We start from the raw sequence: 17166 nt of genomic DNA on the forward strand, positions 1-17166 counted from the left end.
TTCAACTTTCTATTTTTTATATACTCTTTCGCTAATCAATCCAATAATTCTTCTCATTTCCTGGTATCTGTTTGTCAGCAGGAGGTGGAGTCATATAATCTTCCCCAAATTCATAGACAAGAATCTCATGATATCTTCTTGGTACTTTTAGGATTAGATTTTCATAAGGCATATCAATTGTATCATACAGCCATTCTGTTTTAATACCAGCTGGATAGTAAGAGTCATAAGTTGAACAAACTAAGTCTGTAGAATTTTCAACACTATATTTTAATGCAAGTTGTTCAAGTTTTTGATTCCACAATTGAGGAGAAGTAAATCTAAATATTGCTGATGCAATATAACGAGGAAGATTTTTAATTCCTCCATTTTCATATTTAATTCCCTTAAAGTTTAACGACGATAGACGAATTAATTGCTTATAGAGCTTCATTTTCTTACGATCTTGTTCATCTGTAACAAGACCATCATACGGGAAGACATCTACACAAGTTCCAAGAACAACACTTGAATCTAAAAGATTCGAATCTCTCCGTGTTCGAATATCGTAAACTCGCATATAACTATATGGATATCCCTTGGTTTCTCTAAAAGAAATCAGCTTATAGTATGGGTGGTTATCATTTTTTAGAACTGCATATAACTTTTCAAATTCATCTCTAGCTAAAGAAATGTCTGTATCATCATCCCAAGGAATAAAACCTTTATGACGAACTGCACCTAATAAAGTGCCAAAATCGATAAAATATTTGATATCATGTTTTTCACAAACTTGGTGTAAGTATTCTAGAATTCCAAGCTCAATTTGCTTGATTTCTTCAAGGCTTAAGATTTTTTCAGACATTATTTATCGCTCCTAATCTCTACTTCTTTGTTTAAATAATAATCTATTGGTTTTCAGTAATCTTCCACAATTTGAAGTCATGATGCGAAACTTGTTGCTCAACTGGTGGTAACTGCATATAATTTCCATAATCTGAAGTTAAAACTTCATGATAATGTTTTGGAATCATAAATTTCTTACCTTCAAAGCTACCAGCTTCAACTTTTTCTAACCACTCACGTTTCCAAACGGGCTTATTCATATCTTTATAGACAACATAGTCCACCAATTCATAATCTTCTACTTTTCTAGATTTAGCCAATTCATCAATCTGGGAAACATACTTATTTGTGTTAGTGAAATAAAAGATAATAACAGAAATATAGCGGATAATTGAATTTACTACACTTTTAGTATTGGTAATTCCTTTAAAAGTGTAACAACTTAATTGACGCTTTTTAATAATCTTGGTCATCTTGTCCTTAAATGCCTGATCATCTTCATAACCATCTACGGGGAAAATATCAACATAAATCCCCATATCTGAATCAATTCGAACATCTTCTTCAACCAAATAGGTATGATTGTCTTGAACTTTCATAAATGGATAGACATAATTGACATTATTTTTATAAGACATTAATTCATAGCGCTCGTCTGGATGTGCAATCATATAATCTTGCAGCTTTTCATAATCATCACGAAGCATACAAATATCCATGTCATCGTCCCAAGGAATAAAGCCTTTATGACGAACTGCACCAATTAAACTACCATAGGACAAGAAGTATTTGACACCAATTTTATGACACACTTCATGGATATACTCCATGATTCCTAACTCCATTTGTTGAATTTCAGAAATATCAGTTACTTCTTTGTAACGAATATTTTTTTCTTTTTCACAGATCATTAGACCATATCCCACAACTAACCAAAAAATGATGTTGATGAAATTGGTTGAATACATAATTTGGCTCTCAAACAACTGACCAAATAAAATACCAAAAAATAGAATCATAATAAATTTTTCGCTATTCTTCTTAGACACAATTAAATAAGTAACAAATCTTCCAGCGATATAACTAATTAAAATGATGAAAGAAAGTAAACCTAATAATCCTGAACTTACAAAAATTGTTACAAATATATTGTGGAAGTTCCCACCAATCAGCGAATTCTGAATTTCAAATTTACTAAAGTACTCTGTATAGTAATCGGTAACATTTCGAACACCATAACCAAATAGAGGTTTTGCACGTCCCATTTTGATTGCATTTTTCCAAATATATGTACGTCCACTTGGAGTTGTTTCAATCAAGTGAAGCTCCCCATTTTTCTTAGCAACATCCGAATCAGTTTCAGAATAAGATTCACCTTTATTTAAGTCAATTACAGTTGCCTTGGCCGCTGAAATATATACCGATGTTAAATAACTAATACCAATATTGCTACCTGTTAATAAGATACTAGCTACTAGAAAAGTTAGCCATTTTTTGGCAAATTTTCCCCTAGCGATAAAAACACAATAGAATACTAGCATTAGAAGAACTGATAAAAGTGCGCCCCTACTCTGCATAGCTGCAAAATAAACTAACTGAATGATATTATTAATTTTAAGATAAACAGAGTATTTGCTTCCCTTATGTATTAAATACATAGCAAAAACTATACTAATGTATGAGAAAATCGCACTGGCGTTAGGGTTAACAAGTCCCCATAATCGGCCATTCATTACTCCGTAATAATAAGAGTTCTCTCCAATCTGAAATAGAATTAAAACTCTTGAAAGTAATAAAGCAAAAGCAAATATAGCCGAAGCAAATGAGACAATCTGTAAGGTTCCTGCAATCATACCTAACAACTTCCTTAGCTGATTAGGTTTTACCATGGTAAATAATAAAACATAAGCCAGCATAAAGAAAATTTCAACCATATTTCCAAGTAAGTGGCCTGAACGGTTAACAAGTGTTGCTACTAGATGACTCCCCGTCAAAAGCCCAAATAAACCTAGAAATTTCTTATCGATTTCTAATCGTTTCCAATTTAACAATAAGGTTAAACAAATACAAAGAACAACAACTGCTGATAATCCCTTGTAAACAGGATTTGTTACTTTATAAACTAAGGAACTCATGCTTAAAATTGATATAAAAACAAACAGATATAAAATCCAAAATTTTGATTTTTCAAAGCATTCATTCATTTTTGAAAAATTCATCTTCAACTCCTTTAATGACATTATTTATTCAAGCCTACAATTTGTCTATAAATCCATGGAGAAATTCCCAGTGACAAAATGGCTATTTTCCGAAAACTAGTAAAATAAGGGTCTTTTAATATCTCAGATAAATGAGTAATAATCCACTTTCTCAACTTAACTTTTTCTGTTCGATATTGGCTTGAATCTGTAAAAATTATTTTATCATACACTGTGATATAGGACCAACATTCTCTATTCACTAATTCAGGTCTGAGTTTTGGAAATATTTGAAAAACTTCAGAAATAATAATCTTATAGACCTCTATGGTATCAAATACATGATTGTTGATAGAAGTTGTCGCACTCCCCTGTCGATGATCATAATAGTAGATTGGTTTGTCAATAAATACGCTTGAACATTTGGTTTTTAGTAAGACTTCTGTTAAAAACAAAGCATCCTCTGCCAAATGATAGTCTGTATTGAATGTAAAATCTAAAATAATCTCTCTTTTAAATAATTTTGCAACAGGGAAAAAAGAAGTTTTACTTGTCGTCAATAATTCTCTCATTGTCTGCTCTGTCGACCACTTTTCTTCTTTTCCTGAAAAAACTGGTAGTTCTGTAATTTGACCATTTTTTATATGATGGAGGCGAGCTATACTAAATCCAATTGAATCATCACCATCAACTGCGCTTATTAAAGTTTCCAAATAATCATTGGTAATAAAATCATCGCTATCAACAAAAGTTATCCATTCTCCTGTTGAGTTTTGAATACCTACATTTCTAGCATTTGAAACTCCTGCATTCTTAATATGAAAAACTTTGATATTTTCATTTCTAGATGCCAACTGATCGCACAAGGCACCACTCTGATCAGTCGAACCATCATCAATAAGAAGCAATTCAAAATTGGTATAAGTCTGCTTTATGATTGACTCAACACATCGTTCCAAATAAGCTTCTACATTATAAACTGGAACAATAACGCTAATTTTTTCTTTCATCATGCCCCATATTCTCCCTTATATTCAGTGTAACTCTTATCCATATCTGCTATAAGGGCATCGTGGTGAGGCACTTGCTTGTCAGCTGGTGGTGGTGTCATATAGTCACCAAAAGCTGTACTGAGATAGGCATCATAACCAACTGGAATAGGCATTTCTGTTCCTTCGAATGGCAGAAAAATGTTGTCTTCAAAGGCTTGAATTGGATATTTCTTCTTCATGTATCCTGGCCCTGAACATAACTCTGTGATGCCATCACTTTCAGCTGGTCCATATTTGGTCATTTCTTTCTCAGCCTTTTTCCAAATACGATAACGAAGGGCTTTAGGAGTTAATCCTAATAAAATCGTGCTTCCCCATTTCATGAGAGCTCCATGATTTTCTGGAATTGTTTGGGCACAAAAGAGAGAATAAATCAAAGCCCAACGTACCTGTTTCTTACGTTCAGCTGGATTTTTAGGGTAGTAGTCCAAGGGAAGAACATCCAGAGCCAAGCCATGTGGGAGGTCCAAATCTTGTTGGTAAGGCTTTATGCAAGTTGTTTCCTTGTCTCGAATAGTGATAAAGAGGTTGCGGTCAACAAAGTCTCTATCACTTTTTGATAAGAAGTAACGCTCATCCGCATAACGAGGCCATAACTCTGCTAATTTTTCATAATCCTTGCGGGGCATAAAGAAGTCTAAATCATCATCCCAAGGAATAAAACCTTTATTTCGTAGAGCTCCAATAGCTCCTCCACCACACAAATAACAGAGCAAATCGTGTTCTTTACAAAAGGCGACAAAATATTCAGCCATCTCTAGGCTACGAGCTTGAATTGCCTTTAAATCACTCATCTTATTCTCTTCCTCTTCTATAGAATACATCATTTTATTATACCATAAAAATAGTTTATAAATCCATCTGACCATGTGAAAAATCAAAGCCCAAGATACCTATTTTCATAGGTATCTTAAGCTCTGATTCATTTTACATTTTATCTAAATCCCATTTGGGCCAATTTATTTTGATAAGCTTTTTGGTCCACTCGAAGGGATTGACCACCGTATACATCAAAGTCGTCTACCCAGTCTCCAAGTTCTGGAACTGTCAATCTTTCAATACCATTCTGCGCACCTTCAAGGACTGATAAGCCATTGGTCAATAAGAAAGTATATGGAAGGTTTGTAGAGGTCATGGCGAATACTTTACCAAGAGCTTCCGAACCAGTGAAAAGTTTTGTCGGATCTTTAATTTGTTGTAAAACAGCAGTCATGACTTGTTGCTGTCTACGAGTACGGCCATAGTCCCCTTCATCATCATCACGGAAACGTGCATAGTTGAGAAGAGTCGAACCATTCATCTGTTGTTTCCCAGCTCGAATGGTTTGAGTCGGTGACTCAGTTTCCGTTGCGTGCAAGTCATCTCCTACAGTCGCTTCTGTAACTGGGACCCCGTTTAGAGTTGAAAACTGAGCATCAATGGTCACACCATCAGGGAAAAGCGTATCAATGGCAGTCGCAAAGGCTTGGAAATCAACAAGGGCATAATATTTGATGTCTAGATCAAAATTATCCTTGAGGACCTTGCGGACCATTTCAGCTCCTTGTTTACCTTCTTGTTCCCCTAATTCGTAGGCTAAGTTTAATTTATGGTCGGTCTGTTTTTGACCATTGATGACTTGGCTATATCCATCAATATAGACCAAGTTATCACGCATAAAGCTAACGAGCTTCAATTTTTTATCTTTGCCACTTACATTCAGAACCATAATGGAATCTGTCCGTGTTTCTGCACTATTCTGTCCGATACGTCCATCCGTACCCAAAATAAGAATATTAACCCCATCACGCGTATCTTGTCCATTGAAGACTTCAACCTGAGCAGCTTTGGCATCTTTGGGCCCATTTGAGCTATTAGGATTCGCCGATTGGAATCCCTTTAAGAACATGACGATCATTCCAACTGCTACACAAAGGAATAACATCCCTAACCAAGCAAATAAGCGTTTAAAACGAAAACCTCTTTTTTTCTTTTGCTTCTTAGCTTTTGGAACCTTTGTTTCCAGTTGAGCCCCACCACTACGGCGGCTAGAACGGCTACGATTAGCATAGGTTGGTAGGTCGATACCAGAGTCTGAAAGAAGTTGTTCTTTGACTTCTGGATTGAAAACTTCCGCTGAACCTTTTTGACCTTCTAACTTAGCATGTAAAAAGTCAAATTCTCTCTTTTCTTTTTCATTCAAATAATGAATATTTTTCAAAAGATAGTCATATCTCAGTTTTTCATGGTGTGTCAAAGGATTCTCTCTAGTCATTCCTTCTCCTTTCCTTTATCCTGTATGGTATAGATAGGATAAGCACCTAGTACTTTATACTGGATTCCAATCGTTTCTAGTTCTTTTTGAGCAAAATGGACCAGTTCTTTATCAGTATAAGCGACATCAATGATAAAAAAGTATTCGCCCAAGGCTGTTTTTAGGGGACGACTCTCAATTTTAGTCAAGTCAATCCCGCGCCATGCAAAGGTAGAAAGTGCTTTGTATAATGCACCTGGAAGATTATCTGGCAAGGTCAAAGCTAGACTCATCTTTTCAGAACCTGGACTCAAGGGGATTTGTGGTAATTTAAGTCCCAAAACCCAAAAACGAGTAAAATTGGCTTCCATTTCTTGAATATCTTGAGCGATCAGCTTTAAACCATATTCCTCTGCAGAACTTCTTGGGGCAATCGCCGCAAATGGTTGATTAGGATGCTCAGAAACATAGCGCGCAGCGTAGGCTGTACTGGCAGTGACTTCCAGTTGCGCATCTGGATAATGCTCGTCAATAAATTTCTTCCCTTGTGCCAATGCTTGTGGGTGAGAAAAGATTTTCTCAATTTTAGATTGCCTTGGCACTGCCATCAATTGTTGGTGGATTGGCTGAACAATCTCTGCCACAGCTTGAATGCGAGCCTGGTGGAAAAGATAGTCCAGAGTCTCATGAACACTACCTTCAATGGAATTTTCAACCGGCACTACTGAATAGTCTACCAATCTCTGTTCATAGGCTTTGATAACGTCTGTAATATTTGAAAATGGCTCCAGTTCCTCATGAGGAAAAGCCGTTTGCACCACATGGTGCGAAAAAGATCCTTTGGGACCTAAATAGGCAATTTTCATCTCAGTTCCTCTATAATTTCCTCTGGGCTTAGCTTGGACACATCGATAACTTTACTAGCTACTTCCTCATACCAAGCCTGTCTTTCTTTAAAAATCGCAGCCAAATCTTCCTTACTATTGTTCAGAAATAGTGGGCGTTGATTGTCCTTATCAGCTGAAATTCGCTGGTAAAGGGTCTCAAAATCTGCTTTAAGATAGATGTTGTCTGGATTTTGCTTGAGTAAGGCACGATTTCGAGGAGAAATAACGATTCCTCCTCCTGTGGAGATAACTTGATCTGTCTTTAGCAGATCAACCAAAACTTCTTCTTCTATCTGACGGAAGGCTGCTTCTCCTTTTTCTTCAAAGAAACGAGCAATTGGCATCCCCAGTCGATCTTCAAGCAAGGCATCCATGTCTACAAAGTCAGAATCTAATCCTCTAGCAATAGTAGATTTTCCTGCCCCCATAAATCCAAGTAAAACCTTAGCCATGAATCAAAGTCCCCAAATCATCAAAGAAGCTTGGGTAGCTAGTGTTAATAGCTTCTGCACGATCCAATTCAACCTCTCCATCTGCCACTAAAAGCGCTGCAATGGCTGTCATCATGCCGATACGGTGGTCCCAAAAGGTATTGACTCTGGCTCCATGGAGGGCAGATTTCCCTTTGATAATCATGCCGTCTGCTGTAGGAGTAATAGTTGCTCCCATGCTATTTAAAGCATCCGCGACAACTTGAATACGATCAGTTTCTTTGACCTTAAGCTCCTCTGCATCTTTGATAACCGTTTGCCCTTGAGCTTGAGTAGCTAGGAGAGCAATAATTGGTAATTCATCAATTAAACGTGGAATCAAAGCTCCACCAATCTCTGTTCCCTTCAAATCTGAAGTTTCAACAGTCAAGATTGCAGACTTAGCCACTGGATCAATATCAGTAATCTCTAATTTGCCACCCATCGCACGGATAACATCAATAATCCCTGTACGAGTTTCATTAATACAGACATTCTTAAGCACCACACGAGAATTAGGAACAATCAAACCTGCCACCAACCAAAAGGCTGCACTAGAAATATCTCCTGGAACGACAACTGTTTGCCCGCTTAGTTTCTGTGGCCCCTGAACTGTGATTTTCTTACCATCGACACTCAAGTCTCCACCAAATTGACGCAACATATCTTCTGTATGATTACGAGTGCACTCCTTCTCAATGATGACAGACTGACCTTGAGCCTGCAAAGCCGCAAAAATCAAGGCTGATTTAACTTGAGCAGAGGCAATCGGCAATTCATAATGAATAGGTTTTAAGTTTTTTGTACCTTTTAAGTGCAAGGGTGGCAAGTCTCGCTCTGTTTGACCTGAAATACTAACTCCCATTTTTTTCAATGGAAGGGTCACACGGTCCATCGGACGTTTAGAAAGACTGTCATCTCCAAACATCTCCACTTCAAAATCTGCACCAGCAAGGACGCCTGAAATCAAACGAATAGAGGTACCAGAATTCCCCATATCGAGAGCATTCTGAGGGGCTTTCAATCCATCCATACCAACACCTTGAATGGTAACGACACCGTCTTTGTCCTCAATCTCAACACCAAGGTCACGAAAAACTTGCATGGTTGACAAAACATCTTCACCACGTAAGATATCATAAACCTTAGTCTCACCCTCAGCCAAGCTCCCAAAAATGATCGAGCGATGACTGATGGACTTATCACCTGGTACTCGAATACTACCATTCAAATGGTTAATGTTTGTTTTTAACTTCATACTAGACCTCATACTGACAATACTTTTTCTTATTTTATCATAAAAAGTCAGAAATTTCTTAAAAATTCCTGACTTTATGAGGTAAATTCTTATTTTAAAAGTTCTGAAATTGGTTCAAAAACAATTTTTTCAATATCAGATAGATAAATAGAAAGTTGTTGCTGTTTGGCAAAGAAGGCTGACAAGAGAGCGTTGCCCTGAATCAACTTGCCAAAGCTTTCCATTTTTTCTTGGAAAGAAGCGTCTGGCATTTGACCAGTTTGGGCCATCACTTGGATTTCATGCTGAAAAGCAACATAATCCGCAAAAATCTTGCTAGCTTCTGCATCGGCTTGAATAGCATCTCTAGCTTCTTTAACCGCCTTGTATTCAGGCAACTCACGTAGTCCACGACTAAGTTCGTTTGCACTATCATAAATATTTGACATAATTGTCCTCCTTATTTAATAACGACTGTGTAATTCGTATTTTCTGTAATGACTTGCTCAGCACGTTTTAAATCCTGAGCATTCTTAAAGGAAATCTGCAGAATACCGTGAATATCTTCACGGTTTTCCTCATTGATATGGATATTGACCAAGGAAGTTCCTCTTAGCAATTCCAAGATGCGCAAGATAACATCTTCCTCATCGGGAACATCGACATAGAGGTCATAAGAACTGTCAACACCGCCACGTTTATGGATTTCCATAGCTTGGCGTTGCTCCCGCGCTTGATTGAAAAAGTTCCAGATTTGGTTTTCATCACCCTTACTAATAGCTTGTCCAACCTCATCTAAACGTTGCTTGAAATCCTCGATGCGTTCAATAATAGTTTCTCGATTGGATAAGAGGATAGAAGTCCACATTCCTGGCTCACTTTCGGCGATTCGAGTCATATCACGGAAACCACCTGCCGCAAAACGTCGGGCCATCTCATGCTCTTCAGCATAACTAGCAGTTTGTTCCATCAAACCTGATGCTAAGATATGAGGAAAATGACTGATCTGAGAAGTCACTCTGTCATGCTCTTCAGCATCGATTTCAATGAAACGAGCGTGCAAACCTGACAGCAAGTCCTTCATTTCTTCGAGCGTGTCTGGAGTCGTTAAGCTCGAAGGCGTGAAGATATAGTAGGCATTTTCAAAAAGATTAACATCTGCAGAGGCCGCTCCTGTCTTATGACTACCTGCCATAGGATGCGCTCCAACAAAGCGAACGGGCTTATCTGCAAAATACTTCTCTGCTGTAGCCACAATAGCTGACTTGGTCGATCCAGCATCGGAAATAATGACACCTTCTTTCAAATCCAAGTTAGCCAATTCCTTGATAAAGGCAAGGGTTTGCTTGATGGGCAAGGCCAGAATGATAATATCTGCTAGTGGAGCAAAACTGGCAAAATCATCCGTCGCACGATCAATCATTCCTCGCTCCAAGGCAATATCTCTAGATGCCTGACTGCGATTGTATCCTAAAATTTCATAATCAGGATGATACCTCTTGATTCCCAGTGCCATGGAAGCACCAATCAAACCTAGTCCTGCAATATAGATGGTTTTTGCCATAAGAACTCCTTAATAATTCTTTGTATACTCCCGATGTTTTGCAACAGCTTCTTTTAATTCTTCCATATTATCTGAGGAGAATTTCTCTAGAATTTCTTGGGCCAAGACCGTTGCTACGACTGCTTCCATAACGACACCAGCCGCTGGAAGAGCGGTTGGATCACTTCTCTCCACCGTTGCTTTATAAGGTTCATGGGTTTCAATATCAACGCTCATCAATGGTTTATAGAGGGTCGGGATAGGTTTCATAACCCCACGAACAATAATCGGTTGACCATTGGTCATACCACCTTCGAAACCTCCAAGATTATTGGTACGACGAGTATAGCCATCTTCTGGTGACCAGAGGATTTCATCCATGACTTGGCTACCCTTGAGATAACCTGCTTTAAAGCCTAGTCCAAACTCCACACCCTTAAAGGCATTGATGGAGACAACCGCTTGAGCTAATCTTGCATCTAGTTTGCGATCCCATTGGACGTAGGAACCAAGACCTACTGGAACGCCACCGACAACCGTTTCGACAACACCACCGATGGTATCACCATCGCGTTTGATTTGGTCAATATAGTCCTTGATCTCCTGCTCACGTTCTTGGTTAACGATAGAAACTTCTGACTGGGCAGCCAGTTTCTTAATCTCTGCGACTGTCAAGTTTTCTGGAACATCGATTTCCTTACCACCAAAAACAACAACATGGTTAGCAATTTCTATATCAAGCTCAGCCAATAAACGCTTGGCCACAGCCCCGACTGCTACTCGCATAGTCGTTTCACGAGCAGATGAACGTTCTAGGGAATTTCGCAAATCATCAAAGCGGTATTTGATGCCCCCAACCAAGTCTGCGTGACCTGGGCGAGGATGAGTGATTTTTCGTTTACTTTTAAGTTTATCTTCAATATCCTCGGCAGACATGATATCTAGCCATTTTTGGTGGTCTTTGTTAATGACATCCATGGTAATGGGAGCCCCTGTCGTCTTCCCGTGGCGAACGCCAGAAGTAAAGACAACCTGATCACTCTCAATCTTCATGCGGCCACCACGGCCGTAGCCACCTTGACGACGTTTGAGATCCTCATTGATATCCTCGGCAGTCAAAGGAAGGCCTGCTGGGATTCCTTCAATAATTGCTGTCAGACGAGGACCGTGTGATTCTCCTGCTGTTAAATATCTCATACATTCTCCTTATTTTACCAAGTAATCTTTCATTTCTTCAAGAGAAACTGGGTGAATGGTAGCTGAACCAAGCTCTGGTACCAAAACTAACTTCATGGTATTTCCACTCGCTTTTTTGTCATGAGTCAAAGCATGATAAAGCTTGTCAAGGTCCCAGTTTTCGTACTCAACTGGCAATCCAAACTTCAGACACATTTCTCGGATAGACTGAGTGATTCCAGCTGGCATGAGCCCTTTTTCTTCAGCTACCTTAGAGATCTGAACCATTCCCATAGCTACTGCCTCACCGTGCATGACACGCCCATAACCAGCAGTTGCCTCAATAGCATGGCCAATTGTGTGACCAAAATTAAGATAAAGGCGGACACCGTTGTCCAATTCATCTTCAACTACCATCTTGCGCTTCACCTGACAAGAATGCTCAATCAAACTCTCTGCATGTTCCAAAATGCTTTCCACAGAACCGTCCATTTCAGATAATAGGTTCCAGAGCTCTGGATCTTCGATGAGGCCATACTTGATGACTTCACCCATTCCTTCAATCAACTCTCTCTTCCCTAAGGTTTCAAGAACAGTCGGGTCAATCAAAACACCATCAGGCTGGGCAAAAGTTCCTACCATATTCTTGGCAAAAGGGGTGTTAACTCCAGTTTTTCCACCGATAGAGGAATCAACCTGGGCAGTCAAACTAGTTGGAATTTGAACGAAATGAACTCCTCGCATATAGGTTGAGGCTACAAAGCCAGCTAAGTCTCCGACCACTCCGCCACCAAGTGCAACGATGCCATCACTACGAGTTAAACCTTGCTTAACTAAGAATTCATAGACTTTCTGAACAGTAGTCAGATTTTTTCGTTCTTCACCCTCTAGAAAGTCAAAAACTGCCACTTGAAAACCAGCATCCTCCAAGCTCAATTTGACCTTTTCTGCATAGAGGGAAGCCACACGGTTATCCGTAACGATAACCACTTTTTGTGGTTGCCAAAGTTCCCGCAACCATTTTCCTGCTTGAGACAAGCATCCTTTTTCAATCTGAATATCATAAGGATGGTGGGGAAGGTCTATTTTGATTTTCATAGCAGTTCTCCTTTTTTCATTTTTGATACTTTTGTTTTAGTAATTCCCAGATTTGATCGGTTGGCATTTCCTTACCTGTCCATAACTGAAAAGCTTCCGCAGCTTGGTAAAGCAACATGCCTAGGCCATTAACAGCGTGATTGTCCTGGTTTCTTGCCCACTTTAGAAATGGTGTTTCAAAGGGTTGATAAATCACATCTGCTACCAAGAGCTTTTCTGGTAAAACGATGCTTATTGGGATTGGCAGAGATACTCCATCCATACCAACACTAGTCGCATTTACCAGTAAATCCGAATCAGTTATCCTTGCTTGCAGTTCAGAAACATCTTCTAAAGCAAATAAATCTGCTTTAAACCCTGTTTCATTTTGTAATTTTTCTAAGTAAGGTCTTGTTTTTTCTATTGAACCCGAACGAACAAAGACAGAAACCTGACTGACTCCATCCAAGATTGCCTGCGCCAAAATTGCCTTGGCTGCACCGCCTGCTCCTAACAAGACCATTCTTTTCCCAGATATTTTAAAAGAAGGCAAGCTCTTAAAGAATCCCTTGCCATCTGTGTTATATCCGATTAAAGTTCCTTCTCGATTCACCACTGTATTGACAGCACCAATCAAACGAGCCGCTTCACTCAATTGATCCAAATAAGGAATCACCTGCTCCTTGTAGGGCATAGAAAGATTGATTCCAAACATCTGGTAACGACGAATGTTGGCAACTGTTTCTGCCAAGTCTGTTCCTTCTATCTCCCAAGCAAGATAAACCCCATTGGTATGAGTTGCCTCAAAAGCTCTGTTGTGAATGAAAGGTGAAATGGAGTGTTTGATAGGATTGGCGACTACAGCTGCTAAACGTGTGTAGCCATCAATCTTCATTTAGTATCTCCCTAATTTTTTTCATGCTAGAAAGTGAAATCTGTCCTGGAGCACTGGCTTCGTCCAGACTTGCAAAAGACCAGCTAGAACCCGTCACATCTGAAGTAATACGAGAAACCTTGCCCACTTTCCCCATAGAAATCGTCACATATTCTTGTTCTGGGTTCAGTGTTTTAAAGCCACGTGTAAAGTTCATAAGGTCCAATACATCTTGTTCTGTATGAGCCATAACCGATACTTTAACCACTTTGGGCGTTAGGCTGGTAAGCTCGGATAAGATTTCCATCATATTTTCTGGAGTTTCTTGGAAATTATGATAACTCAAGACTAGATTTGGAAAATCAAGCATCTCTTCAAAAACATCCTTGTGAGAAAAATACTCAAAATCAATGTATTCTGGTTGGTAGAGTTGAGCTACATCTTTGATAATTTGTACATACTCCGCCGAATCCAAATCGATCTCGCCTCCCTCAGCACGAGTTCGTAGGGTAAAGAGGAGTTCGCGACCTGCAAATTTTTCAAAAATAGCTGGAGCTACCTGTAAAATAGCTTCCTTAGGTAGGAAGTCGGCACGCCACTCAATGATATCAGCATCGATATACCGCATGGCATCGATTCCTTGCGCCTCTTCTAAACTCTTTGGCATTACTGAAACGACTAATTTCATTTAGTTACCTTCATGCTAATCACCTTAAGGTAATTACTACTTTCATCTTTTGCATTGTAGACAAAGTCTGCTGGAAGTCCATATTTATTAAGAACCTGGTACTTTCTTCCTGCAAATCCTTTGTCGATTTGTTCTATAAATTTTTGACGGGAAACATTGGCAGCATTGGTGCTAGCAATGATTATACCTCCCGGATTTAAAATCTCTAAACTCTGGGAAATCAACTTGTGATAGTCCTTAGCTACAGAGAAAGTTTGCTTTTTATTACGGGCAAAGCTAGGTGGATCAAGAACGATCACATCATAAGACAAGCCCTTACGTTTAGCGTATTTAAAGTATTCAAAGACATCCATAACAATGAAACGATGATTGTCAAGACTGAGTCCATTGGCATGAAAATGAGCTTCTGACAGTTCTCTGGAACGTTTGGCTAGATCTACAGAGGTTGTTTCACTAGCGCCTCCCATTGCTGCAGCAACTGAGAAAGCTGCTGTGTAGGAAAACATATTGAGTAAGGACTTGCCCATGGCTAAACCATCAACCAAGCTACCACGCACTTCATGTTGGTCCAAGAAGATGCCTGTCATAAAACCGTCGTGCATAAAGACTTGATAGAGAACTCCATTCTCAAGAACTGTAAAATTTTCTGGTGCTTCTTGACCATAGATATGGGCAGACTCATAGTCTAGACCTTTAAAACGAATCTTTTCATAGGCACCTAAGACTTCAGGGAAAACCTGAGCAAAAGCTGCTAAAATCTCTTGGCGAAGTCCATAGATATAGGAGTTATACCATGAAAAAACAACATAATCTCCATAGAGATCCAAAGTCATTCCACCAAAGCCATCGCCTTCTTGATTAAACAAACGAAAGGCAGTTGTCAACTCATCTTGATAGTAAGAAGAACGTTTTTGTTTGGCTTTTTCAAACAAACTTTCAAAGAATTTTTGGTTAAAAGAAAGCTTCTGGTTCGTTACAAACCAACCAATCCCCTTATTTTGACGAGATAAATAAGCCATGCCCAAAAACTGCTTGTTTTGACTAAATAACTCAACTTCTTGATCAGTTTCAGATAGTTCTGGAAAATCAATTTCCTCCAAAAGTACTAGACCTTGGTTTAGTTTTTTTTCAACACGTCTACTGACGAATACTTTATTCATAAATACTATTATAACAAATTTTGTGACAATTCACAAAATAGAAACTATTGATTCATCCATCATCTTGCCCTATCTGAGAGAATTTTTCCTCCCATTAGTCCTACTATTTTTCTTTTATAGTATTTCAACACTTCCAGTTGAAAAATAGACATAAAATTCAAAGAGTTTAATTACAACGCAAACGTTTGCGTATTCATTAGCTTTATGCTACAATAATTCTCATCACTGTAAGTAAGAGGATCAACTATGAAGAATCAAACCCTAATGCAATATTTTGAGTGGTATCTGCCCCACGACGGTCAGCACTGGACACGCCTAGCTGACGACGCTGAACACCTAGCCAACTTAGGTATTAGTCACATTTGGATGCCACCTGCTTTTAAAGCAACAAATGAAAAGGATGTTGGTTATGGCGTCTATGACTTGTTTGACCTTGGAGAATTTAATCAGAAGGGTACTGTACGTACCAAGTATGGCTTTAAAGAAGACTATCTTCATGCCATCCAAACTTTAAAATCTCATGGGATTCAACCAATGGCTGATATCGTCTTAAATCATAAGGCAGCCGCTGACCATTTAGAATCTTTCCAAGTAATAGAAGTGGATCCAGAAGATCGAACTGTGGAACTAGGAGAACCTTTTACCATCAATGGCTGGACTGGTTTTACCTTTGATGGACGACAAAACACCTACAATGACTTCCACTGGCACTGGTACCACTTTACTGGAACTGACTACGATGCTAAACGCCGTAAGTCTGGTATCTATCTGATACAAGGTGATAATAAAGGCTGGGCTCATGAGGAATTAGTCGACAATGAGAATGGCAATTACGACTATCTTATGTATGCCGATCTAGATTTCAAACATCCTGAAGTGATACAAAATATTTACGACTGGGCAGATTGGTTTTTGGAAACGACTGGCGTAACAGGTTTCCGTTTGGATGCAGTTAAACACATTGACTCTTTCTTTATGCGCAACTTCATTCGCGATATCAAAGAAAAATATGGCCAAGATTTCTATGTCTTTGGAGAATTCTGGAATCCAGACAAGGAAGCAAATCTGGACTACCTTGAAAAGATTGAAGAGCGTTTTGATCTTGTCGATGTTCGCCTTCACCAAAATCTCTTTGAAGCAAGCAAGGCTGGAGAAGACTATGATTTAACAACCATCTTTGAGGATAGTCTAGTACAACTCAATCCAGACCGAGCTGTAACCTTTGTCGATAACCATGATACTCAACGTGGCCAAGCTCTTGAATCCACTGTTGAAGAATGGTTTAAACCAGCAGCCTATGCCCTCATTCTTTTGCGTGAGCAGGGGCTCCCATGTGTCTTTTATGGAGACTACTATGGTATTTCTGGTCAATATGCTCAAGAAGACTTCAAGGATGTCCTCGACCGTTTGCTAGCTATCCGAAAAGAGTTGGCTTATGGAGAGCAAACGGACTACTTTGATGACCCTAATTGTATCGGTTGGGTCCGTTCAGGAGCTGAGAATCAATCGCCACTTGCCATCGTGATTTCTAATGCCCAAGCAAACTCTAAAACTATGTTCGTCGGTCAAGAATGGGCTGACCAAACCTTTGTTGATTTGCTTGGTAACCATCCTGACCAAGTAACCATCAATGCTGAAGGTTATGGAGATTTCCCAGTTACAGAACGCTCTCTTAGTGTCTGGGGACTGGCTAACTAATCAATTAATACTCTTCGAAAATCTCTTCAAACCACGTCAGCTTCCATC

General features: G+C 39.1%; 16 protein-coding genes. 1 reads left to right on the forward strand and 15 read right to left on the reverse strand.

What is annotated here, in order from left to right; genetic code table 11:
- Window positions 1–31: 31 nt before the first annotated feature.
- The 15 genes from ADH31_RS02030 to ADH31_RS02100 all read right to left on the reverse strand — a co-directional run bounded on the left by ADH31_RS02030 (window position 32) and on the right by ADH31_RS02100 (window position 15420).
- A complete protein-coding gene (locus ADH31_RS02030) occupies window positions 32–844 on the reverse strand; it encodes a LicD family protein (protein WP_049508683.1) in 813 nt (270 codons plus the stop codon).
- A gap of 43 nt (window positions 845–887) precedes the next feature.
- Window positions 888–3044, reverse strand: a complete 2157-nt coding sequence (locus tag ADH31_RS02035) for a LicD family protein (RefSeq protein WP_049508685.1) — start codon at window positions 3042–3044, stop codon at window positions 888–890.
- A 20-nt stretch (window positions 3045–3064) separates the two neighbouring features.
- The gene (locus ADH31_RS02040; protein WP_049508687.1) at window positions 3065–4036 is read right to left on the reverse strand and encodes a glycosyltransferase family 2 protein; all 972 of its coding nucleotides are present in this window, start codon (window positions 4034–4036) and stop codon (window positions 3065–3067) included.
- On the reverse strand, window positions 4033–4869 hold the full coding sequence (locus ADH31_RS02045; protein WP_049508690.1) for a LicD family protein: 837 nt from the start codon (window positions 4867–4869) through the stop codon (window positions 4033–4035). The genes ADH31_RS02040 and ADH31_RS02045 overlap by 4 nt, the downstream gene beginning before the upstream one ends.
- A gap of 140 nt (window positions 4870–5009) precedes the next feature.
- Complete coding sequence (locus tag ADH31_RS02050; protein ID WP_049508693.1) at window positions 5010–6329, reverse strand: LCP family protein; 1320 nt, start codon at window positions 6327–6329, stop codon at window positions 5010–5012.
- Window positions 6326–7174: a prephenate dehydratase gene (gene pheA / locus ADH31_RS02055; RefSeq protein ID WP_049508695.1), complete on the reverse strand. Its 849-nt coding sequence runs from the start codon at window positions 7172–7174 to the stop codon at window positions 6326–6328. The genes ADH31_RS02050 and pheA overlap by 4 nt, the downstream gene beginning before the upstream one ends.
- Window positions 7171–7647 carry a shikimate kinase gene (locus ADH31_RS02060; RefSeq protein WP_049508697.1) on the reverse strand — a complete coding sequence of 159 codons (477 nt, stop codon included), beginning with the start codon at window positions 7645–7647 and terminating at the stop codon, window positions 7171–7173. The genes pheA and ADH31_RS02060 overlap by 4 nt, the downstream gene beginning before the upstream one ends.
- Window positions 7640–8923, reverse strand: a complete 1284-nt coding sequence (aroA, locus tag ADH31_RS02065; protein WP_049508700.1) for a 3-phosphoshikimate 1-carboxyvinyltransferase — start codon at window positions 8921–8923, stop codon at window positions 7640–7642. The genes ADH31_RS02060 and aroA overlap by 8 nt, the downstream gene beginning before the upstream one ends.
- An 89-nt stretch (window positions 8924–9012) precedes the next feature.
- A complete protein-coding gene (locus ADH31_RS02070) occupies window positions 9013–9351 on the reverse strand; it encodes a YlbF/YmcA family competence regulator (protein WP_000065982.1) in 339 nt (112 codons plus the stop codon).
- A gap of 11 nt (window positions 9352–9362) precedes the next feature.
- Window positions 9363–10466, reverse strand: coding sequence for a prephenate dehydrogenase (locus ADH31_RS02075; RefSeq protein ID WP_049508702.1), 1104 nt, complete (start codon window positions 10464–10466; stop codon window positions 9363–9365).
- A gap of 9 nt (window positions 10467–10475) precedes the next feature.
- Window positions 10476–11642: a chorismate synthase gene (gene aroC, locus ADH31_RS02080; RefSeq protein ID WP_049508704.1), complete on the reverse strand. Its 1167-nt coding sequence runs from the start codon at window positions 11640–11642 to the stop codon at window positions 10476–10478.
- A 9-nt stretch (window positions 11643–11651) separates the two neighbouring features.
- Entirely contained in the window at window positions 11652–12719 is a 1068-nt protein-coding gene (gene aroB, locus ADH31_RS02085) for a 3-dehydroquinate synthase (RefSeq protein ID WP_049508706.1), read from the reverse strand.
- A gap of 16 nt (window positions 12720–12735) precedes the next feature.
- Window positions 12736–13593 carry a shikimate dehydrogenase gene (locus tag ADH31_RS02090; protein WP_049508708.1) on the reverse strand — a complete coding sequence of 286 codons (858 nt, stop codon included), beginning with the start codon at window positions 13591–13593 and terminating at the stop codon, window positions 12736–12738.
- On the reverse strand, window positions 13583–14260 hold the full coding sequence (gene aroD / locus ADH31_RS02095) for a type I 3-dehydroquinate dehydratase (protein WP_049508709.1): 678 nt from the start codon (window positions 14258–14260) through the stop codon (window positions 13583–13585). The genes ADH31_RS02090 and aroD overlap by 11 nt, the downstream gene beginning before the upstream one ends.
- Window positions 14257–15420 (reverse strand): class I SAM-dependent rRNA methyltransferase, encoded by a 1164-nt coding sequence (locus ADH31_RS02100; RefSeq protein ID WP_049508711.1) that lies wholly within the window; start codon window positions 15418–15420, stop codon window positions 14257–14259. Before ADH31_RS02100 ends, aroD begins: the two co-directional genes overlap by 4 nt.
- Before the next feature lie 246 nt (window positions 15421–15666).
- Here ADH31_RS02100 and ADH31_RS02105 point away from each other — a divergent pair, with 246 nt between their 5' ends.
- Window positions 15667–17118 carry an alpha-amylase gene (locus ADH31_RS02105; protein ID WP_049508714.1) on the forward strand — a complete coding sequence of 484 codons (1452 nt, stop codon included), beginning with the start codon at window positions 15667–15669 and terminating at the stop codon, window positions 17116–17118.
- Window positions 17119–17166 lie beyond the last annotated feature (48 nt).

The sequence above is a fragment of the Streptococcus pseudopneumoniae genome (genome assembly GCF_001072375.1).
In the GTDB taxonomy this organism is placed as follows: Bacteria; Bacillota; Bacilli; order Lactobacillales; family Streptococcaceae; genus Streptococcus; species Streptococcus pseudopneumoniae_L.